The following is a 25,527-nucleotide window of genomic DNA, read 5'->3' on the forward strand; positions in this document are numbered from 1 at the left end:
GTGAAATGCCCTGAAGTGAAGCACGCGGCGCCGTGCCCTACAAAAATCTGGCCATTCACCCTTCACTATTCACCATTCACTATTCACCACAGGACTGCCTAATATGCTTCTCGGCCGCACCGCCAACGGGCTCTACTGGATGAACCGCTATATCGAGCGGGCGGAAAACATGGCACGGTTGGTGGATGCCGGGCTGCGCATGGCGCTGACTCGTACTCAGAACGCTTCGGAGGAGTGGAATTCGGTGCTGCTCAGCGCCGGCTCGGACGCCAGCTTCACTCAGAAATATTCGGACTACACCGCCGCCAAGGTCGCCGACTACCTGCTGCGCGACACCTCGAACCCGTCGAGCACGATGTCGTCGATCGAAACGGCCCGTAACAATGCCCGCATGGTGCGCACCGCATTGACGCGCGAAACCTGGGAAAGCATCAACGAAGCCTGGATGTCGCTGAAGCGGATGCTGGCCAAGCCGATCGACGAGCGCGACCTGCCCAGCGTGCTCGACGCAATCAAACGCGAGACGGCGCTGATCCGCGGCTCGTTCTACGGCACCATGCTGCGCAACGAGATCTTCGATTTCTCGCAGCTCGGCACTTACGTCGAACGCGCCGACAACACCGCGCGCATCCTGGACGTGAAGTACTACGTGCTGTTACCATCGATCTCCTGGGTCGGCTCGACGCTCGACAACTACCAGTGGGAATCGATCCTGCGCTCGGTGTCGGCGCACCGTTCCTACCGCTGGGTCTATGACGCCGATTACAAGCCGAGCAACATCGCCGATTATCTGATCCTCAACGTTCGCATGCCGCGCTCGCTGACCTTTTGCTATCGCTTCCTGACGGAGCATCTCAAATTCCTGGGTGACGACTATGGTGAGCGCCACGCCTGTCATGCGACGGCCGCCAAGACCCATTCCATGCTGACGGCCGGCTCGATCAAGGACATTTTCGACGCTGGCCTGCACGAATTCCTGGCCAATTTCATCCGCGACAACACCAGGCTCGGCGACGAGATCGCGCAGGATTACAGGTTCTATTGAGCATGATCCCAAAAAGCGGAGACCAGTTTTCGGAAAAGCTCCAAGGACGAGAGCGATGCGGCTGAAGATCACTCACCGGACCGAATACCGCTACGATGCGCCGGTGCATTATCTGTTGCAGCGGTTGCGGCTGCTTCCGGTGAACGGGCGCACGCAGACGGTGCTGTCCTGGGCGCTGAGGATCGAAGGCGCGCGCGAGGAAGTGCGCTTCACCGATCATTTCGGCAATGATACCCGGCTGTTGAGCGTGGAGGGCGAGCGCGACTTCATTACCGTCGAAGCTGCCGGCGAAGTGGTGACGCGCGACACCGCCGGCGTCAGCGGACCGCACCAGGGTTTCGCGCCGCTCTGGCTGTTCGGCCAGGAAACGCCGCTGACGACGATCGGCAGCGGTATTCGCGAGCTCGCTGCCTCCGTAGGCAAGGGCACCGACATCGAAAGGCTGCATCGGTTGATGGCGGTGATCGGCGAGCGCGTCGCTTATACGCCGGGCACCACCAACGCGACGACGCCGGCCGAAGAGGCCCTGGCGCTCAAGACCGGCGTTTGCCAGGACCACAGCCACATCTTCGTTGCCGCCGCGCGCGCCATGGATTTTCCGGCCCGCTATATCAGCGGCTATCTGATGATGGATGCAGCGATCGAGCAGGCAGCAAGCCACGCCTGGGCCGAGGCGCATGTCTCGGGCCTCGGCTGGGTCGCCTTCGATGTCGCCAACGGCATTTCTCCCGACGAGCGCTATGTAAAGGTGGCGACCGGCCGCGATTATCGCGACGCTACGCCGGTGTCGGGAATTCGGCTGGGACAGGCGGAAGAACAGCTTGCGGTCACCGTCACCGTGGAGCAGTAATCCCCGGCAAGATTGTTGCCAAAGAGATTCGATGACCTATTGCGTCGGCCTGAAGATCGATCGCGGGCTCGTGTTCATGTCGGACACGCGCACCAATGCCGGCATGGATTCGATCTCGACCTTCAGGAAGATGCATGTCTGGGAGGAGCCGGGCGAGCGCGTCATCGTTTTGATGTCGGCCGGCAATCTGGCGACGACCCAGGCCGTGGTCAGCCTCCTCGATGAACGCACCAAGGCAGTGGCGGAGCGCCACGCCACGCTGCTCGAAACCCCCTCCATGTACCAGACAGTCCGGTTGGTCGGAGACACCGTCAAGGAGGTCATCGCCAGTTCGTCGCCGGCAGGCGAAAAGGCGGATTCCTATTTCAATGCATCCTTCATCCTTGGTGGCCAGATCAAGGGCAGCGCGCCGCGTCTGTTCATGATCTATCCGGAAGGCAATTTCATCGAATCGACCGACGATACGCCGTTCTTCCAGATCGGTGAGACCAAATACGGCAAGCCTATCATCATCCGGGCTTACGAAAAGACGATGAGTTTCGCCGAGACAGTGAAGCTGCTGCTGGTGTCGTTCGACTCGACGCTGAAGTCGAACCTGTCGGTCGGCCTGCCGCTCGACCTGCTGTTCTATGAAAAGGACACCTTCAAGGTCGGCCTCAAAAAGCGAATAACCCAGGACGATCAATATTATCGCACGATCTCGGACAGCTGGTCGAACGCGCTGAAGACCGCCTTTGCCAGCCTGCCTGATTTTCCCGAATGAAAAACCTTCGTTTTTCGTGCTCTTTGATCGCGGCTCGATGAGGCGCTACGGAGGCGAAGATGAATAGCAACGAATTCCGCGAATGGTCGCTGCGAGCGGCTGAATGGGGCGCCGACTACAGAAACAGCCTTCGCGAAAGACCAGTGCGGCCGCTTGTCGAGCCGGGCGAAATCTTCAGAAGCATCGATGTCGCGCCGCCGGAAGACGGCGAAGCGATGCAGGCAATCTTCGCCGATTTCGAGCAAAAGATCCTGCCGGGCATGACGCACTGGCAGCATCCGCGTTTCTTCGCCTATTTTCCGGCCAATGCGGCACCGGTCTCCGTCGTGGCCGAGTATCTGGTTTCCGCGATGGCTGCGCAATGCATGCTCTGGCAGACCTCGCCGGCAGCAACCGAGCTCGAGACGCGCGTCATCGACTGGGCGCGGCAGGCGCTTGGTCTGCCGGAGGGATTTTCCGGCGTCATGCAGGATTCGGCCTCATCGGCAACGCTTGCCGCCGTGCTGACCATGCGCGAGCGCGCGCTCGACTGGCAAGGCAACAAGAGCGGCCTGCAAGGCCAGCCGGTAGTGCGGGTCTATTCTTCCGACCAAGTCCATACTTCCATCGATCGGGCGATCTGGGTGTCAGGCATCGGCGAGGCGAACCTCGTGCGCATTCCGGTCGCCGGACGCCTTCGCGCCATGCAGCCGGCGGCTCTGGAAGCGGGGATCGTCGCCGACCGGGAAGCGGGCATGCTGCCGGCCGGCATTATCGCTTGTGTCGGCGGCACCAGCACCGGCGGCACCGACGACGTCGCGGCTGTTGCCGCGGTGGCGAAGCGGCACGGGCTCTATCTGCATGTCGATGCCGCGTGGGCCGGCTCCGCGATGATCTGCCCCGAGTTCCGGCATTTCTGGGCCGGCGCCGAACATGCGGATTCGATCGTCTTCAATCCGCATAAATGGCTGGGCGCACAGTTCGACTGCTCGATGCAATTCATCCGCCAGCCGGAAGACCTCGTGCGCACGCTGGCGATCAAGCCCGAATTCCTGAAAACACATGGCCGCGACGGGGTCATCAACTACTCCGAATGGTCGGTGCCGCTCGGCCGGAGGTTTCGTGCGCTGAAACTTTGGTTCCTGCTGCGTGCGCATGGCTTGGAAAATCTGCGGACCATGATCCGCAACCATGTCGCCTGGAGCGAAGGTCTCGCCACGCGGCTGGCCCGGGAACCGGATTTCGAGATTGTCACGGAACCGATGCTGGCGCTGTTTTCGTTCCGGCACGTGGTGGCCGAAGGCGGGGATGCGGACGAACACAATCTGCGGCTGGTCAACGCGATCAACGATGACGGTCGCATCTACCTGACGCAGACTCGGGTGGACGGGCAGGTGGCGATTCGCTTTCAGGTCGGGCAGTTCGAAACGACTGCGGCGGATGTCGACACTGCGTTCGAGGTCATCACTGAGATTGCGCGTGGCCTGGGTTGACCGGCCTCATCGAGATTGCGCCGGAGCTCTTCTTTGTAGTCACCTGATTTTCATTAGCCAGCTCATGCCTGTTCATAGCTTTCGTTTTCAGTTATAGACAAGAAAAACGAAAACGCGAGGTTGCTAGATGTATCTGTCGCCGCGTCATTCCGAAATTATCCAGATGGCCAAGGATCATGGCCGCGTACTGGTCGAGGAGCTGGCGACGCATTTCAACGTGACGCCGCAGACGATCCGCAAGGATCTCAACGATCTGTGCGACCAGCGGCTTTTGTCCCGTATTCATGGCGGGGCATTGTTCCCGTCCGGCATCGAGAACATGGAATATGAAGCGCGGCGCAAGATCGCCGCCGAGGAGAAGGAGGCGATCGGCCGTGCGGCCGCCAGGCTGATCCCCGACAACGCGTCCCTGTTCATCAATATCGGGACCACGACGGAGGCGGTCAGCAAGTCGCTGCTCGACCACAGCGGTCTGATGGTCATCACCAATAACATCAATGTTGCCAACAGGATGCGTGTATATCCTTCGATCGAGGTGGTGATCGCCGGTGGCGTCGTGCGCGGTTCCGACGGCGGCGTTGTCGGCGAGGCAGCGGTCGATTTCATCAGGCAGTTCAAGGTCGATTTTGCGGTGATCGGCGCCTCGGCCATCGACCATGACGGCGCACTGCTCGACTTCGATTTTCGCGAGGTGAAGGTGGCTCAGGCGATCATCGCCAACGCCCGGCATGTGATCCTGGTGTCGGACCAGACCAAATTCGAGCGCACCGCGCCCGTCCGCATCGGCCATCTGTCGCAGGTCAACACCTTCATTACCGATCGTTGCGACATCCCGTCGGTGCGCAAGATCTGCCAGGAGGCAGAGGTTCAGCTGATTGAAACGTCGCTGTCCTAGAGGTGCCGTTGCGGCATCTGTCGCCAATCATATTTCGTTTGACATTCGTTATCATTTCGAAATAATTCCGCTACGGTTTCGTAAAACCCAAAAAATGTTGCAATGCGAAATCGGAGGAGGACCCTTTTGAGCGCATCACCGATCCATGACATTTTCGTCATCGGTGGCGGTATCAATGGCTGCGGGATCGCCCGCGACGCCGTTGGGCGTGGCTTTTCGGTCTTCCTTGCCGAGATGAACGACTTGGCCAGCGGGACCTCTTCCGGTTCGACCAAACTGATCCATGGCGGCTTGCGTTATCTCGAATTCTACGAATTCCGCCTGGTGCGCGAAGCGCTGATGGAACGCGAGATCCTGTGGAGGAACGCGCCGCATATCATCTGGCCGATGCGCTTCGTGCTGCCATACGCCAAGGGGCTGCGTCCGGCTTGGCTGATCAGGCTCGGGCTTTTCCTCTACGACCATATTGGGGGGCGCAAATTGCTGCCGCCGACGAAAACGCTGGACATGGCCAAGGATCCGGCCGGCAAGCCGCTGAAGCCGCTGTTTCGAAAAGCGTTCGAATATTCGGACGGTTGGGTCAACGATGCCCGGCTGGTTGTGTTGAACGCCCGTGACGCCACTGAGCGCGGCGCAACCATTCGAACTCGTACAAGGGTCGTTAGCGCACGACGTGAAGGCAATCTCTGGACGGTCAGGCTTGAAAACGTGCGGACCGGCGATACCGAAGAGGTCAAGGCGCGGCTGCTGGTCAATGCCGCCGGCCCGTGGGTCGACCAGGTGCTGTCGGCCACCGTCGGCCTGAACGACGTGCACAATGTCCGCCTCGTGCAAGGCAGCCATATCGTCGTCGGCAAGAAGTTCGACGACCCGCGCGCCTATTTCTTCCAGAACCAGGACGGCCGCATCATTTTCGCCATCCCTTACGAGGACGAGTTCACGCTCATCGGCACCACCGACCGGGACTATCCCGGCGATCCGCACGACGTCAGGATCAGTGACGCAGAGATCGACTATCTCTGCGCTGCGGCAAGCGAATATTTCGCGCAGCCGGTCAAACCGTCAGATATCGTCTGGACCTATTCCGCGGTGCGCCCGCTCTACGACGATGGCGCCTCAAAAGCACAGGAAGCCACCCGTGACTATGTGCTGAAGGCCGACGGAGGTGAGGGCGCCGCCCCGATCGTCAACGCCTTTGGCGGCAAGATCACCACCTACCGCCGATTGTCGGAATCGATGCTCGAGAAGATCGAGGGTTTTCTCGGCAAGCGCGGCAAGCCATGGACGGCAAACGCGCCGCTGCCCGGTGGGGACTTTCCCGTCACCGGCTTCGATGCCGAGGTGGCGAAACTGAAAACGGCATACCCGTTCCTCGATGCGCGGCTGGCCCGTCGGCTGACCCGCCTCTACGGCACCCGCGCAAGGAAGCTGCTGGGCCTCACCAAGTCGAACGCGGATCTTGGCCGCAACTTCGGCGCCGATCTCTACGAGGCCGAGGTGCGCTACCTCGTCGAAAACGAATGGGCGGTGACTGCCGAGGATGTATTGTGGCGCAGGACCAAGCGCGGCCTGCGTCTCAGCCGTGAGCAGGCGGCAGTGCTCGACGAGTTCATGCGCGGAATAAGCCGGCAGCACGTCGCTGCTGCCGAATAGGGACGGCCGACTGATGCAGAAAGCCTGGGAGGAGGCATCATGCTGGAACTGAGAAACGTGACGAAGACGGTGGGTGCGGCGGAACATATCCGCGACCTCTCGCTGACGCTTCAGCACGGCTCGCTCAACGTCCTGCTCGGGCCGACGCTCTCCGGCAAGACCAGCCTGATGCGACTGATGGCGGGCCTCGACGTGCCGACCTCCGGCTCGGTCTGGTTCGATGGCAAAGATGTCACCGGCATGCCGGTGCAAAAGCGCAACGTCGCCATGGTCTACCAGCAATTCATCAACTATCCGGCGATGACCGTCTACGAAAACATCGCCTCGCCGCTGCGGGTGGCCGGCACGGAGCAGGCAAAGATTGACAAGGAGGTGCGCAATGCCGCCGCCCTTCTCAAACTGACGCCCTATCTCGACCGCACGCCGCTCAGCCTGTCCGGCGGCCAGCAGCAGCGCACCGCACTGGCGCGCGCCATCGTCAAGAATGCCAGCCTCGTACTGCTCGACGAGCCGCTCGCCAATCTCGACTACAAGCTGCGCGAGGAGATGCGTGCGGAACTGCCGAAGATCTTCGCGGCGGCCGGCACCATCTTCGTCTATGCCACGACCGAGCCGCACGAAGCCCTGCTGCTCGGCGGCAACACGGCAACGCTTTCAGAAGGCCGTATCACGCAGTTCGGGCCGACCATCGAAGTGTTCCGCAAGCCGGTCGATCTGGTGACGGCGAGAACCTTCGCCGATCCGCCGCTCAACACCATCGTACTTGCCAAGAAGGGCCTGGATTTTCTGCTCGAGGGCGGGGTAAAATTACCGGTGCCGGCCGAGCTCTTCGGCATTGCCGATGCGATCTATACGATCGGCTTCCAGCCGCATCATCTTTCCCTCGATCGGCCCAACGCCGCCGCCGTGCCGGTGCGCGCAAAGGTGACGATCACCGAGATCACGGGATCGGAAAGCTTCATCCATCTCGATTTCGCCGATGCCCGCTGGGTCATGCTGACCCATGGCATTCGCGACTTCGAGCCGGACGAGGAGGTCGAGGTGTTCATCGATCCGCGCCACATCATGGTCTTCGACGAGCACGGCCGTGCCGTGGCCGCGCCGAAGCTGGCGGCTTAGGAGGAAGCGATGGCGCGCATCGACGTCAACCATATCCGCCACTCCTATCTGCAGAACCCGCGCACGGATGCCGATTTCGCGCTGAAGGAAGTGCACCACACTTTTGAGGACGGCGGCGCCTATGCGCTGCTCGGCCCATCCGGCTGCGGCAAGACCACGCTGCTCAACATCATTTCGGGGTTGCTGCATCCATCGCATGGCCAGCTGCTGTTCAACGGCAGGAACGTGACCAATTTGTCGACCCAAGAGCGCAACATCGCCCAGGTGTTCCAGTTCCCGGTGATCTACGACACGATGACGGTCTATGACAATCTGGCATTCCCGCTGCGCAATCGCGGCGTGCCGGAGGCCGACGTCGGCCGCAAGGTGCGCGAGACGCTGGAGATGATCGATCTCGCCTCATGGGCGAAGAAGAAGGCGCGCGGACTGACAGCCGACCAGAAGCAGAAGATCTCGCTCGGGCGCGGGCTGGTGCGCTCTGACGTCAACGCCATCCTGTTCGACGAGCCTTTGACCGTCATCGACCCGCATATGAAATGGGTGCTGCGCTCGCAATTGAAGCAGCTACACCGCCGCTTCGGCTACACCATGGTCTATGTGACGCACGACCAGACCGAGGCTCTCACCTTCGCCGACCGGGTGGTCGTCATGTATGACGGCGAAATCGTGCAGATCGGCACGCCGGCGGAGCTGTTCGAGCGTCCGCGCCATACCTTTGTCGGCTATTTCATCGGCTCGCCCGGCATGAACGTCATGCCGGTGGCGATCGACGGCAAGATGGCGCGGCTGGGCTCGCAGCAGATCGAACTGCCGGGCGTGCCCAAGGCGAGCGGCGGCGCCATCGAGCTCGGCATCCGTCCCGAATATGTGCGCCTAGGCAGCCAGGGCATGGCCGTCCGAATCAGCAAGGTCGAGGACGTCGGCCGCCACAAGGTGGTCCGTGCCAATCTCGAAGGGCGCGAGATCGCCGCCGTCATCGGCGAGGACGAGACAGTTCCGGCCGATCCGAAGGTGCGGTTCGATCCGGCCGGCATCAACATCTATGCCGATTCCTGGCGCGTCGAGATGGGAGCCTGAAGTGGAAAAGACCTGGAACAACAGAGCCTGGTTCCTCGTGCTGCCGGTGCTGCTGCTGGTGGCGTTCTCGGCGGTCATCCCGCTGATGACTGTCGTCAATTATTCGGTGCAGGACACTTTCGGCAACAACGTCTTCTTCTGGGCCGGCACGGAGTGGTTCGAGGAATTGCTTTCCTCCAGCCGCTTCTGGCAAGCAATGGTGCGCAACCTGATCTTCTCCTTCATCATCCTGGCAATCGAAGTGCCGCTCGGCATCTTCATCGCGCTCAACATGCCGAAGAAGGGCTGGGGGGTGCCGGTCTGCCTGGTGCTGATGGCGTTGCCGCTGCTGATCCCCTGGAACGTCGTTGGCACTATCTGGCAGGTGTTCGGGCGCAACGATATCGGCCTGTTCGGCTATTACGTCAATGCGATCGGCATAGACTACAACTATGTGCAGGATCCCTACGACGCCTGGGTCACCGTCATCATTATGGACGTCTGGCATTGGACCAGCCTTGTCGTGCTGCTCTGCTATGCCGGCCTGGTCTCGATCCCGGATGCCTTCTATCAGGCGGCCAAGATCGACGGCGCCTCGCGCTGGGCGGTGTTCCGCTATATCCAACTGCCAAAGATGAACCGGGTGCTGCTGATCGCAGTGCTGTTGCGCTTCATGGATAGCTTCATGATCTACACCGAGCCGTTCGTGGTGACCGGCGGCGGACCCGGCAACTCGACGACGTTCCTGTCCATCGACCTCGTCAAGACGGCGCTTGGTCAGTTCGATCTCGGCCCGGCGGCGGCGATGTCGCTGGTCTACTTCCTCATCGTCCTGTTGTTGTCATGGGTATTCTACACCGTGATGACCAATTACGACGCGGAGCGCTGAGATGAGCCGCGCCGACGAGAGGGCCGACAGAGTGAGCGAGACGACAGCTTCGGAAGGGCTCGCCAGCACGCTGCGGCAGGACGAGATCGCACGGCTGATGCGCCGCCGCGGCGAGGAGTCGCGCTGGTGGTGGATCGTGCCGACGCTCTACATCATCGTTCTGCTTTTGCCGATCTACTGGCTCATCAATATGAGCTTCAAGACCAATGGCGAGATCGTCTCGTCGCTGACGCTCTACCCGCACGCACCAACATTGGCGAATTACCGCACCATCTTCACCGACGCGTCCTGGTATTCGGGCTACATCAACTCGATCACCTATGTGGTTATGAACATGGTGATTTCGGTCGCTGCGGCACTGCCTGCTGCCTATGCCTTTTCGCGCTATCGCTTCCTCGGCGACAAGCATCTGTTCTTCTGGCTGCTGACCAACCGCATGGCGCCGCCGGCGGTGTTCGCGCTGCCGTTCTTCCAGCTTTATTCGGCCTTCGGCCTGATCGACACCCATATCGCCGTGGCTCTGGCGCATTGCCTGTTCAACGTGCCGCTGGCGGTGTGGATCCTCGAAGGCTTCATGTCGGGCGTGCCGAAGGAGATCGACGAGACCGCCTATATCGACGGCTATTCGTTCCCGCGCTTTTTCATAAAGATCTTCATGCCGCTGATTGCGAGCGGCATCGGCGTGGCGTGCTTCTTCTGCTTCATGTTCTCGTGGGTGGAACTCTTAATCGCCCGTACGCTGACGACGACCGATGCCAAGCCGATCGCCGCGACCATGACCCGCACCGTTTCGGCCGCCGGTATGGATTGGGGACTGCTCGCCGCAGCCGGCGTGCTGACGCTGATCCCAGGCGCGCTCGTCATCTGGTTTGTGCGCAACTACATCGCCAAGGGCTTTGCCCTGGGGAGGGTATAATGGAGCAGGTCGACAGGAACCCATGGTTATGGGCCGTGCTGTTTCTCGCCTTGGTCGTCGTGGCCTGGATGGCACTTCAAATCGATTTCGTGGCAATGACGGTAGGCTTCAGCGATCCGGCCAATATCCGCTTATGGGGATTTAACCTCTCGTCCAACCTCGACTTTTCCTGGATAGCCTGGACGTGGCCGACGGCGGCCTTCTTTGGGACCATCTTTCTGCTGCTTTGCGGCATGGCGGCGTGGGAATACGTCTCGCCGGGCGGCAATCCGCGCGTCGGCGTGCTGCGCTTCGAAACGACGCGCGGCGACCGCCTGTTCCTGTCGCTGCTTGGCAGCGCCTTTATCCATCTCGCTTGGCTGGGTCTCGTCGGACCCAATCTGTGGTGGGCTCTCGCTCTCTCCGTGGTCTACGCCATCGGCGTGTTCCGCTACGTATAGAGGGGGAATAGTTGGAGCGGCCGCGTGCCGGCGACCGCTTCAGATCGTACTTTAAACTTTAACAGTGGAGGAAATACATGCGACGGCAATTCTTGACATCAACGACTGCGCTTGTCCTGTTGCTTGGGGCAGGCAATGCCTATGCCGGAATGGACGAGGCAAAGGCCTTCCTCGACAAGGAAATCGGGCCCCTTTCGACGCTTTCGCGCGCCGACCAGGAAGCCGAGATGCAATGGTTCATCGATGCCGCGAAACCTTTCGCCGGCATGGACATCAAGGTGGTTTCCGAAACCATCGCCACGCATCAATATGAATCGCAGGTACTGGCGCCGGCCTTTACAGCCATCACCGGCATCAAGATCACGCATGACGTCATCCAGGAAGGCGACGTCGTCGAGAAGATCCAGACCCAGATGCAGACCGGCCAGAACCTCTATGACGGCTGGGTCAACGATTCCGATCTGATCGGTACGCACTGGCGCTACCAGCAGGTGCGCAACCTGACCGACTGGATGGCGGGCGACGGCAAGGATGTCACCAACCCGAACCTCGACCTGAAGGACTTTATCGGCACGTCGTTCACGACCGCGCCCGACAAGAAGCTCTATCAGCTTCCCGACCAGCAGTTCGCGAACCTCTATTGGTTCCGTTACGATTGGTTCAACGACGAGAAGAACAAGGCCGACTTCAAGGCCAAATACGGCTACGACCTCGGCGTGCCGGTCAACTGGTCGGCCTATGAGGACATTGCCGAGTTCTTCACCGGCCGCGAGATCGACGGCAAGAAGGTCTATGGCCACATGGACTATGGCAAGAAGGACCCGTCGCTCGGCTGGCGGTTCACCGACGCCTGGCTGTCGATGGCCGGCAATGGCGACAAGGGCATTCCGAACGGCCTGCCCGTCGACGAATGGGGCATCAAGGTCGACGAGAATTCGCGTCCGGTTGGTTCCTGCACGGCGCGCGGCGGCGACACCAATGGTCCGGCTTCCGTCTATGCCATCCAGAAGTACCTCGATTGGCTGAAGGCCTATGCACCGGCGGAAGCCCAGGGCATGACCTTCTCCGAATCAGGGCCGGTGCCGGCGCAGGGCGCGGTTGCCCAGCAGATCTTCTGGTATACCGCGTTCACCGCCAGCATGGTCGACGCCAGCGCCAAGGCAGTGCTGAACGACGACGGCACGCCGAAGTGGCGCATGGCGCCGTCGCCGCATGGCGTCTACTGGAAGGACGGAATGAAGCTCGGCTATCAGGACGTCGGTTCCTGGACGCTGATGAAGTCGACGCCGACCGACCGCGCCAAGGCCGCCTGGCTCTACGCGCAGTTCGTCACCTCGAAGACGGTCGACGTGAAGAAGAGCCATGTCGGCCTGACCTTCATCCGCGAGAGCACGATCCACGACAAAAGCTTCACCGAGCGTGCGCCGAAGCTCGGCGGCTTGATTGAGTTCTACCGCTCGCCGGCGCGCGTCCAGTGGTCGCCGACCGGCACCAACGTGCCGGACTATCCGAAGCTGGCGCAGCTCTGGTGGCAGGCGATCGGCGATGCTTCGTCGGGCGCCAAGAGTGCACAGGAAGCGATGGACTCGCTCTGCGGCGAGCAGGAGAAGGTGATGAGCCGCATCGAGAAGTCGGGCGTCCAGGGCGATATCGGCCCGAAGATGGCCGAAGAGCATGACCTCGCCTACTGGAACGCCGACGCGGTCAAGAAGGGCAATCTCGCTCCTCAGCTCAAGATCGAGAACGAGAAGGAAAAGCCGGTCACCATCAACTATGACGAGCTGGTTAAGAGCTGGCAGCAATAGGACTGTTTGATGTGGGCGTCAGCGCCCGCATCGCAACACTCAGGGGAGGCGGCATGTTGCCGTCTCCCCTGTTTGCGTGAACGACCGCGACACGTCACGCGTGGTGAAGCCGTAGCACTTTGAATTTGCGCCGACGGGGAGAGAGAATGACCGGGTACATCCTAGCAATCGACCAGGGGACGACATCGAGCCGGGCGATTCTGTTCGATGACAAGATGAAGGTCGTCGGCAGCGGACAGAAGGAATTCACTCAACATTATCCCGCCTCCGGTTGGGTCGAGCACGATCCCGAGGAGATCTGGTCGAGTGTCGTGGAAACGGTAGAGGCTGCGCTGAAGACAGCCGGCTGCGATGCAGCGGACGTCGGCGCGATCGGCATCACCAACCAGCGCGAAACCGTCGTCATCTGGGACAGGGCGACTGGCAAGCCGATCCACAACGCGATTGTCTGGCAGGACCGCCGCACCGCGCCGCTGTGCCAGAAATTGAAGAAGCAAGGGCTGGAGAAGAAGTTCGCGAAAAAGACCGGCCTGCTGCTCGATCCGTATTTCTCCGGTACCAAGATCGCCTGGATGCTGGACAAGGTAAAGGGTGCCAGAAAACGCGCCGAGAAGGGCGAACTGCTGGCCGGCACCATCGACAGTTTTTTGATCTGGCGCCTGACTGGCGGCAAGGTCCACGCCACGGACGCCACCAATGCCTCGCGCACACTGGTCTACAACATCGAACAAAACGCCTGGGACGACGAACTGCTTACCATCCTCGGCATACCGGCGAAAATGCTGCCGCAGGTGAAGGATTGTGCCGATGATTTTGGAATCACGGACAAAAGCCTGTTTGGCGCGGAGATCAGAATCCTCGGTGTGGCCGGCGACCAGCATGCGGCGGCGATCGGCCAGGCCTGTTTCGAGCCAGGCATGATGAAGTCGACCTACGGCACCGGTTGCTTTGCGCTGCTCAACACCGGCAGCGATCTGGTTCGTTCGAAGAACCGGCTTTTGACCACTATCGCCTACAGGCTGAACGGCAAGACCACCTACGCGCTGGAAGGCTCGATCTTTATCGCGGGCGCCGCCGTGCAATGGCTGCGCGACGGCATCAAGGTGATCGGCAAGGCTGAGCAGAGCGGCAAATTGGCAGCGGAAGCCGATCCGACGCAGAACGTCTATCTGGTGCCGGCTTTCGTCGGGCTCGGCGCGCCGCACTGGGATGCCGGGGCGCGCGGCGCCATCTTCGGGCTGACCCGCAATTCGGGGCCGGCGGAATTTGCCCGCGCGGCACTGGAATCCGTTGCGTTCCAAACGCGCGACCTGCTTGACGCCATGCGCAAGGACTGGAAGGGCGCCTCGGCCAAGACCGTGCTCAGGGTCGATGGCGGCATGGTGGCGTCGAACTGGACCATGCAGCGGCTGGCCGACATTCTCGATGCGCCGGTCGACCGGCCGACAATTCTCGAGACGACTGCGCTTGGTGCGGCATGGCTGGCCGGCTCGAAAGCGGGGGTCTGGCCGAAGGCCGCGGAATTCGCCAGGACTTGGGCGCTCGAGCGCCGGTTCAAGCCGGAGATGGATGCTTCGACACGTTCCGCCAAGCTGGCGGGTTGGCGCGATGCTGTGCGCAGGACGCTAAGCATGCAATAAGCACGTAGCCACCGAATTCCCAACCTTGTTTAATGAGGCTGGGCGGTGGCTGCTCGGATGCGTGGGTCGGCTCGGAGAGCGGGTCAGGCAGGGTGAGGGTCCATGAAACACCCAGATTGGTATCCTGCCTGGCGCCAAGAGGCTATCGAGCAACTGAACGCCAAGAATAGACGCTTGCAAGATGATTTCGGCGTCGGCAGTTGGCCTCGTTATGATTACGACCTCAAGACCGGAAAGCTTCTTTTCTCAGATCAAGGTGTCGTCAAGGTCGTCGCCGAGATCCAGGTTGCAGGCTCAACAAGTGGCAAGGGTGGCAATTGGCTTTGGGCCTGGGGAAATTCAAACCTGCCTAGCGACCTGATCACCGACGCCCAGTTGGTCCGATCCTTCGGGGAGAAGAACGGCGTTGACGAACTAACTCAGGTTTTTGTGACGGATAATGACCTGACCGTGCTCGGTTGGGAACTGACCGCCGTAATGGCTCGAATTTGCAACGCCCAAGGACCTACCGTTCTCCTCGTGGCGAAGGAGGAGGCCTCTATCTGATCATCAAGAGCATCAATTGGGCAAACTGACCCTGAGGTCTGCCTGCCGGCCATTCGAGACGCGATCACAGTGGCGGAGACCTCGAAATTTCGTCGCCCAACACAAACCCGCGCCGTTTCGGGCGCGGGCTTGCAGCTTCTAATCTACGACTCAGTAAGGCGACCGGCATTGCCGGCGCGGACCGTAATTGGGCTGGTACGTGTTGTCAGAGGCACGATAGCTCCGATAACGGTCATAGCACCACTGCACGTGGGCATCGCCGCGATACACGCGATTCTGATTGTTGATGATGGCGCCCGTAATCAGCGCGCCTGTAGCGAAGGCCGCCAGCGGGAACCAGTAATCGCCGTGACGGCGATAGCCGCGACGATATTCGCGATAACCGCGATGGCCACGCCAATACATGTCGTCGTTACGGGCAAAACTGCGCCGGGAGAAATCGCGACGCGAGAAGTCGCGGTTGAAATTCCGGTGCCTCCGCCACGGCTCGTACTGGACAGTCTGGACATTCGAGGTGAGCCCCTGGGCCGGGGGCGCATAGCTGGGCTGAGCGTTGACTGGCACGATCTCCGCGGCAGCGAATGAGATCGAAAGAGTGGTCGCCAGCAGGCCCGACATGATCCTGTTCATAGTCTTCTCCTTGAAACGCGTGTCCCTTATCGCGGGAAACGGGCAGGCTGCGCAAATTGTTCCGCTAAAAATCCCAAGTTGCTGATCCGCAAAGGTTCTCCCGATTTGCTGCTTGCCTTTACCCCCATAGAAGGTGAGCTTCGGCCTTGCGCGGGAGGGAGGCCGTTCCGTCGACGCCGAGGCGCTCCGCAAGGCATGACGACACTGCGGGAAAGCCCGGTTCGCGAGTCGTCTTTTTCCGGTTGACCGGCAGAGGCACTCTCCCTATGTTCCGCGCAATTTCGAGGGCGGCCTTTCTGAGCCCGCGGGAGCGCGTAGCTCAGCCGGTAGAGCAACTGACTTTTAATCAGTAGGTCATGGGTTCGAATCCCATCGCGCTCACCAAAATCCAGATAAGATTCAGCACCTTCTTGCAGGCGGGGAGGTGATCGCGGCCCGGTCGTATTAGCCGCTGGCGCCATCGTCCATCATCGTGCCTGTGAGTGCCTCATAGGCCCTGCTGCACAGCTGAGAACGCGGACAATCCTTCACAACAAGCACTGGCGCCACGGGTAAGAACCGCTGCGGCAAGGATTTGTACACCGAGACGGACAGCGCTTACCTTCCTGCCGAACACGCCGGCCAAGAAAAAGTAGAGACCCTGGGCCATGCAGGCTGCCGTCAGAATGCCCAGAAGCGTGCTGGTCGCTCTTGCGAAGGGCGTTATGTAGCCGTCGGGAAAACCCAGCATGCCGAGATCCGTCGACCATTTCAGCGCCAGCACGGCGCTCAACGCTGCCCAAACGAGGGCCGTCGTACGAGTGAACAGCGTCTGCCTTGGCTTCTCACCTAGATCGGCCATGGAATCACGTCGGAATTGCGTGCCGGGACATGCGCAAGCTCTCGGTCAAATCAGCGAGACATTGCCGCCAGCATGGCGCTCGAGCCGTCCGGCGAGGTCGAGCTCCAGCAGCACCATGAACACTTGGGCGGGATGCAGGCCGGTATGGCGGATGATCTCGTCGACTGCTACCGGCGTCGGGCCAAGCGCCTCGACGACGCGGTCGCGGTCGCCCTCGCGCGGCGGCGGAGTTGCCGAAAAGTCGGGCGGCTCTTCAAGCGGCGAAGTCCTTGGCGCCCACGCGCCGACCAGCGGCGCGCTCGCGCCGGTGATATCGGCGGCCTCGGTGACAAGAGTGGCGCCGTCCTTGCGCAGGCCATTGGCGCCGGCGGCGCGCGGATCGAGCGGCGAACCGGGAACGGCGAAGACCAGCCGGCCCATCTCGCCGGCCAGGCGGGCGCTGATCAGCGAGCCGGAGCGCTGTGCGGCCTCGACCACCACCAACCCCAATGCAGCACCCGCGACAAGCCGGTTGCGGCGCGGGAAATCCTGCGCGCGCGGCTGCCAGCCAAACGGCATTTCGGAGATGATGGCGCCGCCGCGCTCGGCAATCTCGTCGCATAGGCCGGCATTTTCGGGCGGATAGGGCAAATCGAGGCCGCCGGCGAGCACGCCGATTGTGCCGGTCGAAAGGCTGCCCTGGTGCGCGGCCGTATCGATGCCGCGCGCCAGGCCGGAGACAATGCCATAGCCGTCGCGGCCGAGGTCCGCCGCCAGCATTCGCGCCATCTTGATGCCGGCCAGCGAGGCGTTGCGAGCGCCAACGATGGCGACCGCTGGCAAGCGGAAAACCGCACTATTGCCCCTGACCGCGAGCAGCGGCGGCGGATGATCCATGCTTTTCATCAGCGGCGGATAATCCGCCTCGCCGATGCCGACGAAGCGGGCACCGGCCCGCCTGGCTGTCTCCAGCTCCGCCTCGGCCTCGGCAATGGACGGAATGCGGACGATTTTTTTGGCGCCGCCCGAAATCATCAGCTCGGGCAGCATCGCAAGTGCTGCTTCGGCCGAACCAAACCGGTTGATCAGGTCGCGAAAGGAAGCTGGGCCGACATTGGGCGTGCGGATCAGGCGAAGCCAGCTCAGCCGCTGCCGGTCGCTGAGGCGCGGACCGGCGGCGGGCTCGCTCATTCCTTGGCCCCGATCTTGCCCTCGGTGCCGGCAAGCAGCCGCGCAATGTTGGCCCGATGTTTCAGGATGACGATCAGGCTCATCACTGCGAAAAGCCCAGCAATCTGCGGTGTGCTGAGGAAATAGAGGGCGATTGGCACGACGACCGCTGTCGTCAGCGCCGCGAGCGAGGAGTAGCGGAACAGGAAAGCCACTGCGAGCCAGACGACGGCGAAGATCAGCGCCACCTGCCAGGCAAGGCCGATCAGCACGCCGAGATAGGTGGCGACACCCTTGCCGCCCTTGAAGCCGAGCCAGACCGGAAAAAGATGGCCCAGAAACGCGCCGAAACCAGCCCAGAGTCCGAGCTCAGGTGCAAAGCGGCCGGCGATCAGCACGGCCGCGGTGCCCTTCAGCGCATCGAGCAGCAGGGTGGCCGCGGCGAGGCCCTTGTTGCCGGTGCGCAGCACATTGGTGGCGCCGATGTTGCCGGAGCCGATGTTGCGCACGTCGCCGAGGCCTGCGGCACGGGTGATCAGCAGCCCGAAGGGGATCGAGCCGAGCAGATAGCCGAACACCAATGCCAAGACGGGACTGTAAGTCATTGTTCCCCCCGAACTTTCCTTGGCTGAGTGGATTTCAAGGCGCGATCCCTGTTCCGTCCTAGGCCGAAAACACTGTGCGGCCCGCCACCATGGTTTGCAAGACCTTGCCCTGTAGCCGCGCGCCTTCGAAACAGGTGTTTTTCGAGCGCGAGCGGATGCCGCTCTCGCTGACGATCCATGGCTCGTCCAGAGCGACGAGCGCAAGGTCGGCCAATGCTCCCGGTTTCAGCGTGCCGCCGGGCAGGCCGAACAATCTTGCCGGCGCGGTCGACAGCGTCTCGACCAACCTGAGCAGCGTCACGTCGCCATTGTGATAGAGCCGCAATGCCGCGCCCAACAAAGTTTCCAGCCCGATGGCGCCGGCCGCAGCATCGGCGAAGGGCAGGCGCTTGGTGTCGACGTCCTGCGGGTCATGCGAGGAGACGATGATGTCGATGGTACCGTCCTTGACCGCCTCGATCATCGCCAGCCGGTCTTCCTCGGCGCGCAGCGGCGGCGTCAACCGGAAGAAGGTGCGGTACTCGCCGACGTCGTTCTCGTTGAGCGACAGATTGTGGATCGACACGCCGGCGGAGACGTTGGCGCCATCGGCTTTTGCGCGCGCGACCGCGGTTGTCGCCATAGCCGTCGAGAGCTTGGCCGCGGGATAGGCGCCGCCGGTCAGCCGCGCCAGCGCGAGATCGCGCTCCAGGGGGATCGATTCGGCCTCGCGCGGAATGCCGGCAAGGCCAAGCCAGCTTGCGTAAAGGCCCTCGTTCATCACGCCGGCCGAGGCGAGATCGGAATCCTGGGTTTCATGCGCGATGACGCCGCCGAAATCGCGCGCATAGGTCAGCGCGCGGCGCATCACCAGCGCGCTGGCGATCGAATGCCGGCCGTCGGTGAAAGCGACCGCGCCGGCCTCGCGCAGCAAGCCGAACTCGGTCATCTCGCGGCCTTCCAGCCCCTTGGTGATCGCTGCCGCCGGAAAGATGTTGACGATGGCAGTGTCCTTGGCGGTGCGCAGCACAAACTCGACCAGTGCCACATTGTCGATCACCGGGTCGGTATCGGGCATCATGACGATTGAGGTGACGCCGCCGGCCGCCGCAGCAATGCTCGCCGAAGCGATGGTCTCGCGGTGTTCGCCGCCCGGTTCGCCGATGAAGACGCGGGCGTCGATCAGTCCGGGGATGATGACCTTGCCGGTGCAGTCAATGATCGCGGCGCCCTCGGGCGCGCCCTGGTTCAAGGCCGCCTTGCCGGCCGCAACGATTTTGCGGCCCTCAATGATGACGGCGCCGACCTCATCGATGCCGCGCGAGGGATCGACGATGCGGGCTCGGTTGAATACCGTAGTGCTCATGCGCCACGGCCCTCATGGTTTCGACGGGAGTCGAGCAGGGCTTCCATCACCGCCATGCGCACCGCGACGCCCATCTCTACCTGTTCCTGGATGACGCTTTGCGGGCCGTCGGCGATCTCGGAGGCGATCTCGACGCCGCGGTTCATCGGGCCGGGATGCATGACCAGCGCACCGTCCTTGGCCGCTTTCAGCTTCTCGGCGTCGAGGCCGAAATAGCGGAAATATTCGCGCACCGAAGGTACGAAAGCGCCCTCCATGCGTTCGCGCTGCAGGCGCAGCATCATCACCACATCGGCGTCCTTCAGGCCCTCGGCCATCGAGCGGGTAACGATGACGCCCATCTTCTCGATGCCGGCGGGCAAAAGCGTCGAAGGGGCTACGACCCGTACCTGGGCACCAAGCGCATTGAGCAGAATGATATTGGAGCGCGCCACGCGCGAATGCAGGATGTCGCCGCAGATCGCCACGATCAGCTTCGACAGCGGACCCTTGGCGCGGCGGATGGTCAGCGCGTCGAGCAGCGCCTGCGTCGGGTGCTCATGGGCGCCGTCGCCGGCATTGATCACCGAGCAGCCGACCTTTTGGGCAAGAAGTGCTGCCGCGCCCGCCGATTGGTGGCGGATAATCAATATGTCGGGGCGCATGGCGTTCAGCGTCATCGCCGTATCGATCAGCGTCTCGCCCTTCTTCACCGAAGAGCTCGCCACGGACATGTTCATGACGTCGGCGCCGAGCCGTTTGCCGGCCAGCTCGAACGACGATTGCGTGCGGGTCGAGGCTTCGTAGAAGAGATTGATCTGAGTGCGGCCGCGCAGCGTCGATGTCTTCTTGTCCGATTGCCGCGAGATGGCAACGGCCCGGTCCGCCCGGTCGAGCAGAAGCTCGATGTCGGCGGGGGAAAGATCGCGGATGCCTAGAAGATGGCGGTGGGGATAAAGTGGCAGGGACGATGCGTCGGTCATCTCAAGTCGCTGCTATAGGGGGGAGGCTCCGCGGCTGCAAGCACCGGCTTTGGATTGGATCGGTTCTCCCCGGTATTTTCGTCGCGCGCCGCCGGCCATAGGCTATAAACCGCCTTGGCTTTGGATTCGCAGACTTCAGGTGATAAGGACGAAGCGTGACCGACGACGTGACCAACCAGCCGCCGCCGCTGGCCGGCGGCAACGCCTGGCGGGGCGATCCGTTGCTGATCCAGCTTGCCGAGCGCTTTTCCGATCCGGTGCGCAAGGACGTCGATGGGCTTGGCCGTTTCGTTCTGACGCATGAGGCGCAGGAGTTGGCCCGTCTTGCCAATGTCGAGACGCCGAAGCTCAGGACCCATGACCGCCAGGGTCGGCGCATCGACCAAGTCGAGTTCCACCCAGCCTATCACGCGCTGATGCGTCGCTCGGTTGCCAACGGGCTGCATTCGTCGGTCTGGGAAAACGGTGACGCCGAGATCGGCCGCCGCCACCAGGTGCGCGCGGCGCGCTTTTACCTCACGGCCGAGCTTGAGACTGGGCACCTCTGCCCAATCACCATGACCAGCGCTTCGCTGGCAGCGCTGATGGCCAGCCCAAAGCTGTTTCGCGAATGGGCGCCCCGGGTGACGACGCGCAAATACGATCAAAGCCAAAAGCCGCCGGTCGAAAAGGCCGGGCTGACGCTCGGCATGGGCATGACCGAGAAGCAGGGCGGCACCGATGTCCGTGCCAACATCACCAGGGCGGAGCGCGCCGGCAGCGGTTTTTATCGCCTGACCGGCCACAAATGGTTCATGTCGGCGCCGATGTCGGATGCCTTCCTCGTGCTCGGACAGGCGCCGGAGGGATTGTCGTGCTTTCTCGTTCCCCGCTTGCTTGGCGACGGATCCGGCAACGGCTTCCGCTTTCAGCGTCTGAAGGACAAGCTCGGCAACCGCTCCAATGCGTCCTCCGAGGTAGAATTCGTCAATGCCATCGGCGAGATGGTCGGAGAGCCCGGCGCCGGCGTGAAGACGATCATGGACATGGTGACGCTGACGCGGCTCGATTGTGCCGTCGCCTCGTCGGCGATCATGCGGGCCGGACTGGCCGAGGCCGTCCACCACACGCGTCACCGCCAGGTGTTTGGAACCAATCTGATCGAGCAGCCGCTGATGCAGCGTGTGCTGGCCGACATGGCGCTCGATGTTGCCGCCGCTACCGCGCTGTCGTTCCGGCTGGCGCGCTCCTTCGACGAGGCAGCAGGCGACCGTGGCGAGGCGGCCTTCGCTCGCGCCATGACGCCCGTCGTCAAATACTGGGTCTGCAAGATCGCGCCGCCGCTGCTCTACGAAGCGATGGAGTGCCTCGGCGGCAATGGCTATGTCGAGGAGGGGCCACTCGCCCGCTACTATCGCGAAGCTCCGGTCAACGCGATCTGGGAAGGTTCAGGCAACGTCATGGCGCTCGACGTGCTGCGCGTGCTCGGCCGCGCGCCCGGCCTGTTCGATGATGTGCTGGCCGGCATCGACCGCGATCTCGGCGCAGGCGGACGCGGCACCGTCGGCGTGCGCAAGGCGGCAATGCAGGTCGCGGCAACGGACGAGGGCTCGGCCCGGCTGTTGACGGAGCAATTGGCGCTGTCGGCGGCGGCGGCGGAATTGCGCCGCCTGGGGGCAGGGCGGATCGCCGACGCCTTCGTGGAGACGCGCCTCGCCGGCCAGTGGCGCAACACCTATGGCATGCTCGATTCGCGCCATGACGCGCGGATGATCATCGATACGCTCTATCCGCCGATCAACTGATCAACCAAGGTCGAAGACGGGTTTTTCGCTGCCGCTTTTGCGCGCCCTGTGGATGATCGTTAACCTTAACGAATGGTTTCCATTGCGGCGGCCGGTGGCAAAGCCCAGTGTTATGGTTAAGGTAAGGACTGTTCGGCTTGACCGGCCTTTGCCCTGCGGAGCAGGAGCGTCATGCGGCATATTTTGAGCTCTTTTCTGGCATTGCATTGGGCGGCAGTTTTCGCCCTGCTGGCGTTCATCTGCATCGATGGGAATCGTGGCGTCGCGACGGCACTTGGCGTGCTCGGCGTTCCCGTCCAGGACACTCGGTTTTCCGATCTCGAAAACGCCGTCGTCGTGGCGCCGCTCGCCGTAGCGCTACTTGTCGTCGCGGTGCTGTTCTGCTGGGCCTTTGTTGAAGCACTGACGAGCGACGCGACCAACCCGGACCCCGCCGACAGCGTCGTGCGGATCGCCTTCATCTCCGCCTCGGGCGTGCTGTCGCTGATCGTCATCGGCGGCGCTGCGCAAGGCATCAATGGGCTGTTCATGGTTGTCGCGGTGCAATTAGCGGCCCTTCTGGCGTCCTACGTCGCGATGCTCGCCGAGCGGCGGTCAGCTGTTGCCGCGGCGGCTCCGGGCACCGGCGAAATCCGTGCGGCCGCGCATGTCATGGCCAAGGCAGCGGCGCACAATTCCTCGCTTGCCCGCATTTCCGGCCGGCTGGATTCGAGGGATGACCGCTGATGCGCACCTTGTTCGCACTGTGGGCGGCTCCGCTCCTCCTGTTCTGGGGCTGGTTCTTTCTGTCGCTCAACGACATCAATTTCGGCTACGTCATGCTGAGCCGTCAATTGCATGACCTGGTCTTCCAACTCTATGGGCAGATGCTCGGCGTCGATCCGGCGCTCATTCCTGGCATGGTGGCAAAAGCTTGCGTCTTCGACGGGCTGCTGCTGATGGCGTTCTGGGCATTTCGCCGCCGCAAGGCGATTGGCGGCTGGATCAAGGCAATGCGCAACCGCTATTTCGACCAGGCATCGACGCCGAGCGCCTGAAGCCGGTCGAGAACGCCCTGCAGGATAAAGGCCGCCGCAGCCGAATCGATCTTGCCGGCACGTTTCTTGCGGGAAAAATCCATCTCGATCAGTGTCCGCTCGGCCGCTACCGTCGACAGTCGTTCGTCCCAAAAGACGAAGGGCAGATCGGTCAATCCAGCCATGTTGCGGACGAAAGCGCGGGACTTCTGGGCGCGGGGGCCTTCAGAGCCGTCCATGTTGATGGGGAGGCCGATCACCACGGCGCCGGCATTTTCGTTCTGCAGCAGAGCGAGCAGCACTGCGGCATCGAGCGAGAATTTCCTGCGCATGATGACAGGGCGAGGATGCGCGAAGGACAAGCCGCGGTCGGAAACCGCCACGCCGATCGTCTTGTCGCCGAGATCGAGCCCGGCCAGGGTCTTGCCGCCGTCGAGGCGTGCCGGCAGCTCCTCGATGGTGATGATGCTCAACGGCTTTTCCTTTGCCCACGACGCGGCGCTTCCTATACGCGCAAAGCGTGCCGTGGCACTTTAATTTCGCCGTCGGCGTTCTATCCTCTACCGAGGCAAAAATCGAGGAAAGCATTGATGAAACTGACCTGGTACGGACATTCGGCATTCCGCATCGAAATCGAAGGCGCGAAAATCCTGATCGACCCCTATCTGGTCGGCAATCCGTCATGGACAGGCGGGTGGCAAGGGCCGGCCGAAGGGGTCACGCACGTGTTGCTTACCCACGGTCACAGCGACCACATCAGCGGCGCCGTAGAAGTGCTCAAGAAAAGCAGTGCGATGCTGGTCGCCAATTTCGAGATTTGCATGTACCTGGTCGGCAAAGGCGTCAGTGACAAGCAGATCAACCCCGGCAATATCGGCGGTACCGTCGATTGCGGCGGCTTCACCACCACTTTCGTTCAGGCTCTGCATTCGTCGTCCTTTCCGGGCGAGGGCGGCCAGAACACCTATCTCGGCAATCCGGGCGGGCTAGTCCTGCACTTCCCCGAGGACAAGACGCTCTACCACATGGGCGACACCGACATTTTTTCCGACATGGCACTGATCAACGAGCTGCATGAACCGAAGATCGGCATCGTGCCGATCGGCGACCGTTTCACCATGGGCGGCGCGGTGGCAGCGCTTGCCTGCCAGCGTTTCTTCAAGTTTGAGACGGTCATTCCCGCCCACTTCGGCACATTTCCGATGATCGACCAGACCGCCGACAAGTTCGTGGCCGGGCTGGACGGATCAGGTGTGAAAGTGGCGTTGCCGAAGATCGGCGAGACGATTACGCTGTAAAAACAGTGAGCCGGGATGAAGACATGGGTCTGAGGAATTCTCTTTGCATATCGATGCTGGTTGCCGCGTCGCCGGCGCTGGCCGCGGAGGATTTCATCAAGGGCGTCTATCTGCAATCGGAGGATCTCTGCGCGCAGGCCAAAAAGGATACGCTGCAGACGGTGATCGAGGGCGGCAATATCGTGCTGTCGGCAAACGGACTGGAAAGCATCGAATACAATTGTGAGTTCCTGCAGATCACCAAAGCCACACGCTCGCCAAGCTGGGCCGTGACTGCCATATGCCAGGAGCCGGGCTACGTCTTTCCCGATGTTCTCTCGCTGACACAGATGAGCCCGAAGCAGATCGATCTGGTTTCGGTTCGGCCTGCCGCGGACCAAAGCGAGCAGAGCGGCAACAGCGGCAGCTATTTCCTCTGCGACGGCGTGGCGATGCCATAGGGCAGTTGTCGGCACGATGCATGTTGCGCGGCACGCTCTGCGCCGCTATAGCGCGCACTGGTTTTCCCGAGGCAGAGCTATGTCCGTTGATCTTCAGACCGTGAAGCGCGTCGCGCATCTCGCCCGCATTGCGGTGAGCGAGGAGGACGCAGAACGCATGACCGGCGAATTGAACGCTATTCTGGGTTTTGTCGAGCAGTTGAACGAGGTCGATGTTTCCGGCGTCGAGCCGATGACCTCGGTCACGCCGATGGCAATGAAGAAGCGCCAGGACGTGGTCACCGACGGCGGCAAGGCAGCCGACATCGTCGCCAATGCACCGGCGACCGAAGAGAACTTCTTCCTCGTGCCAAAGGTCGTGGAGTAAC

At 62.0% G+C, this 25,527-nt stretch carries 27 protein-coding genes and 1 tRNA gene; 21 read left to right on the top strand and 7 right to left on the bottom strand.

Annotated elements, in window-relative coordinates; all coding sequences use genetic code 11:
- Positions 1–103: 103 nt before the first annotated feature.
- From NKJ08_RS21340 to NKJ08_RS21405, 14 genes are all read left to right on the top strand, one after another.
- Positions 104–1,045, top strand: coding sequence for an alpha-E domain-containing protein (locus NKJ08_RS21340; RefSeq protein WP_352523496.1), 942 nt, complete (start codon positions 104–106; stop codon positions 1,043–1,045).
- A 55-nt stretch (positions 1,046–1,100) separates the two neighbouring features.
- Positions 1,101–1,895 (top strand): transglutaminase family protein, encoded by a 795-nt coding sequence (locus NKJ08_RS21345; protein ID WP_352523497.1) that lies wholly within the window; start codon positions 1,101–1,103, stop codon positions 1,893–1,895.
- 31 nt (positions 1,896–1,926) lie between these two features.
- On the top strand, positions 1,927–2,658 hold the full coding sequence (locus NKJ08_RS21350) for a proteasome-type protease (RefSeq protein ID WP_352523498.1): 732 nt from the start codon (positions 1,927–1,929) through the stop codon (positions 2,656–2,658).
- A gap of 59 nt (positions 2,659–2,717) precedes the next feature.
- Complete coding sequence (locus NKJ08_RS21355; RefSeq protein ID WP_352783198.1) at positions 2,718–4,130, top strand: pyridoxal phosphate-dependent decarboxylase family protein; 1,413 nt, start codon at positions 2,718–2,720, stop codon at positions 4,128–4,130.
- Positions 4,131–4,257: 127 nt separating this feature from the next.
- Positions 4,258–5,025 carry a DeoR/GlpR family DNA-binding transcription regulator gene (locus tag NKJ08_RS21360; RefSeq protein WP_254817352.1) on the top strand — a complete coding sequence of 256 codons (768 nt, stop codon included), beginning with the start codon at positions 4,258–4,260 and terminating at the stop codon, positions 5,023–5,025.
- Positions 5,026–5,151: 126 nt separating this feature from the next.
- A complete protein-coding gene (gene glpD / locus NKJ08_RS21365; protein WP_352523500.1) occupies positions 5,152–6,678 on the top strand; it encodes a glycerol-3-phosphate dehydrogenase in 1,527 nt (508 codons plus the stop codon).
- 39 nt (positions 6,679–6,717) lie between these two features.
- Positions 6,718–7,797 (top strand): ABC transporter ATP-binding protein, encoded by a 1,080-nt coding sequence (locus tag NKJ08_RS21370; RefSeq protein WP_352523501.1) that lies wholly within the window; start codon positions 6,718–6,720, stop codon positions 7,795–7,797.
- Between the two features lie 9 nt (positions 7,798–7,806).
- A complete protein-coding gene (locus NKJ08_RS21375) occupies positions 7,807–8,874 on the top strand; it encodes an ABC transporter ATP-binding protein (RefSeq protein ID WP_352523502.1) in 1,068 nt (355 codons plus the stop codon).
- Position 8,875: 1 nt separating this feature from the next.
- The gene (locus NKJ08_RS21380) at positions 8,876–9,742 is read left to right on the top strand and encodes a carbohydrate ABC transporter permease (RefSeq protein WP_352523504.1); all 867 of its coding nucleotides are present in this window, start codon (positions 8,876–8,878) and stop codon (positions 9,740–9,742) included.
- A 1-nt stretch (position 9,743) separates the two neighbouring features.
- Entirely contained in the window at positions 9,744–10,658 is a 915-nt protein-coding gene (locus NKJ08_RS21385) for a carbohydrate ABC transporter permease (RefSeq protein ID WP_352523506.1), read from the top strand.
- Between the two features lie 95 nt (positions 10,659–10,753).
- Positions 10,754–11,098 carry a DUF2160 domain-containing protein gene (locus NKJ08_RS21390; RefSeq protein WP_352523851.1) on the top strand — a complete coding sequence of 115 codons (345 nt, stop codon included), beginning with the start codon at positions 10,754–10,756 and terminating at the stop codon, positions 11,096–11,098.
- A gap of 77 nt (positions 11,099–11,175) precedes the next feature.
- Positions 11,176–12,903 carry an ABC transporter substrate-binding protein gene (locus tag NKJ08_RS21395; RefSeq protein WP_352523507.1) on the top strand — a complete coding sequence of 576 codons (1,728 nt, stop codon included), beginning with the start codon at positions 11,176–11,178 and terminating at the stop codon, positions 12,901–12,903.
- Positions 12,904–13,049: 146 nt separating this feature from the next.
- Complete coding sequence (gene glpK, locus NKJ08_RS21400; RefSeq protein WP_352523508.1) at positions 13,050–14,543, top strand: glycerol kinase GlpK; 1,494 nt, start codon at positions 13,050–13,052, stop codon at positions 14,541–14,543.
- A gap of 102 nt (positions 14,544–14,645) precedes the next feature.
- The gene (locus tag NKJ08_RS21405; RefSeq protein ID WP_352523510.1) at positions 14,646–15,089 is read left to right on the top strand and encodes a DUF6882 domain-containing protein; all 444 of its coding nucleotides are present in this window, start codon (positions 14,646–14,648) and stop codon (positions 15,087–15,089) included.
- 150 nt (positions 15,090–15,239) lie between these two features.
- On the opposite strand, the gene NKJ08_RS21410 is transcribed toward NKJ08_RS21405, so the two are convergent.
- Positions 15,240–15,719 (bottom strand): BA14K family protein, encoded by a 480-nt coding sequence (locus tag NKJ08_RS21410; RefSeq protein WP_352523512.1) that lies wholly within the window; start codon positions 15,717–15,719, stop codon positions 15,240–15,242.
- A gap of 308 nt (positions 15,720–16,027) precedes the next feature.
- Here NKJ08_RS21410 and NKJ08_RS21415 point away from each other — a divergent pair.
- Positions 16,028–16,103, top strand: a tRNA-Lys gene (locus tag NKJ08_RS21415).
- A 103-nt stretch (positions 16,104–16,206) separates the two neighbouring features.
- Here NKJ08_RS21415 and NKJ08_RS21420 read toward each other — a convergent pair.
- Genes NKJ08_RS21420 through NKJ08_RS21440 form a run of 5 tightly spaced genes read right to left on the bottom strand, consistent with a single transcriptional unit; the run spans position 16,207 to position 20,621 of the window.
- On the bottom strand, positions 16,207–16,560 hold the full coding sequence (locus tag NKJ08_RS21420) for a hypothetical protein (protein WP_352523514.1): 354 nt from the start codon (positions 16,558–16,560) through the stop codon (positions 16,207–16,209).
- A 45-nt stretch (positions 16,561–16,605) separates the two neighbouring features.
- On the bottom strand, positions 16,606–17,730 hold the full coding sequence (gene dprA / locus NKJ08_RS21425) for a DNA-processing protein DprA (protein WP_352783205.1): 1,125 nt from the start codon (positions 17,728–17,730) through the stop codon (positions 16,606–16,608).
- On the bottom strand, positions 17,727–18,314 hold the full coding sequence (plsY, locus tag NKJ08_RS21430) for a glycerol-3-phosphate 1-O-acyltransferase PlsY (protein WP_352523516.1): 588 nt from the start codon (positions 18,312–18,314) through the stop codon (positions 17,727–17,729). Before plsY ends, dprA begins: the two co-directional genes overlap by 4 nt.
- A 58-nt stretch (positions 18,315–18,372) precedes the next feature.
- Positions 18,373–19,659 carry a dihydroorotase gene (locus NKJ08_RS21435; RefSeq protein ID WP_352783207.1) on the bottom strand — a complete coding sequence of 429 codons (1,287 nt, stop codon included), beginning with the start codon at positions 19,657–19,659 and terminating at the stop codon, positions 18,373–18,375.
- On the bottom strand, positions 19,656–20,621 hold the full coding sequence (locus NKJ08_RS21440) for an aspartate carbamoyltransferase catalytic subunit (RefSeq protein WP_352523520.1): 966 nt from the start codon (positions 20,619–20,621) through the stop codon (positions 19,656–19,658). The genes NKJ08_RS21435 and NKJ08_RS21440 overlap by 4 nt, the downstream gene beginning before the upstream one ends.
- A gap of 155 nt (positions 20,622–20,776) precedes the next feature.
- Here NKJ08_RS21440 and NKJ08_RS21445 point away from each other — a divergent pair, with 155 nt between their 5' ends.
- From NKJ08_RS21445 to NKJ08_RS21455, 3 genes are all read left to right on the top strand, one after another.
- Positions 20,777–22,405: a DNA alkylation response protein gene (locus NKJ08_RS21445; protein WP_352783211.1), complete on the top strand. Its 1,629-nt coding sequence runs from the start codon at positions 20,777–20,779 to the stop codon at positions 22,403–22,405.
- Positions 22,406–22,576: 171 nt separating this feature from the next.
- Positions 22,577–23,131 (top strand): hypothetical protein, encoded by a 555-nt coding sequence (locus tag NKJ08_RS21450; RefSeq protein WP_352523523.1) that lies wholly within the window; start codon positions 22,577–22,579, stop codon positions 23,129–23,131.
- Positions 23,131–23,442 (top strand): DUF6105 family protein, encoded by a 312-nt coding sequence (locus NKJ08_RS21455; protein ID WP_352523525.1) that lies wholly within the window; start codon positions 23,131–23,133, stop codon positions 23,440–23,442. Before NKJ08_RS21450 ends, NKJ08_RS21455 begins: the two co-directional genes overlap by 1 nt.
- Here NKJ08_RS21455 and ruvX read toward each other — a convergent pair.
- Entirely contained in the window at positions 23,409–23,894 is a 486-nt protein-coding gene (gene ruvX, locus NKJ08_RS21460) for a Holliday junction resolvase RuvX (protein ID WP_352523527.1), read from the bottom strand. The two genes, NKJ08_RS21455 and ruvX, sit on opposite strands and share 34 nt — an antisense overlap.
- 117 nt (positions 23,895–24,011) lie before the next feature.
- On the opposite strand from ruvX, the gene NKJ08_RS21465 reads away from it, so the two are divergent.
- From NKJ08_RS21465 to gatC, 3 genes are all read left to right on the top strand, one after another.
- Positions 24,012–24,719, top strand: coding sequence for a metal-dependent hydrolase (locus tag NKJ08_RS21465; RefSeq protein WP_352523529.1), 708 nt, complete (start codon positions 24,012–24,014; stop codon positions 24,717–24,719).
- A 23-nt stretch (positions 24,720–24,742) separates the two neighbouring features.
- Complete coding sequence (locus tag NKJ08_RS21470; protein ID WP_352523531.1) at positions 24,743–25,159, top strand: hypothetical protein; 417 nt, start codon at positions 24,743–24,745, stop codon at positions 25,157–25,159.
- 79 nt (positions 25,160–25,238) lie between these two features.
- A complete protein-coding gene (gene gatC, locus NKJ08_RS21475; protein ID WP_352523533.1) occupies positions 25,239–25,526 on the top strand; it encodes an Asp-tRNA(Asn)/Glu-tRNA(Gln) amidotransferase subunit GatC in 288 nt (95 codons plus the stop codon).
- Position 25,527: the final 1 nt, after the last annotated feature.

Source organism: Mesorhizobium sp. M0244, from assembly GCF_040321795.1.
Taxonomy (GTDB): Bacteria; Pseudomonadota; Alphaproteobacteria; order Rhizobiales; family Rhizobiaceae; genus Mesorhizobium.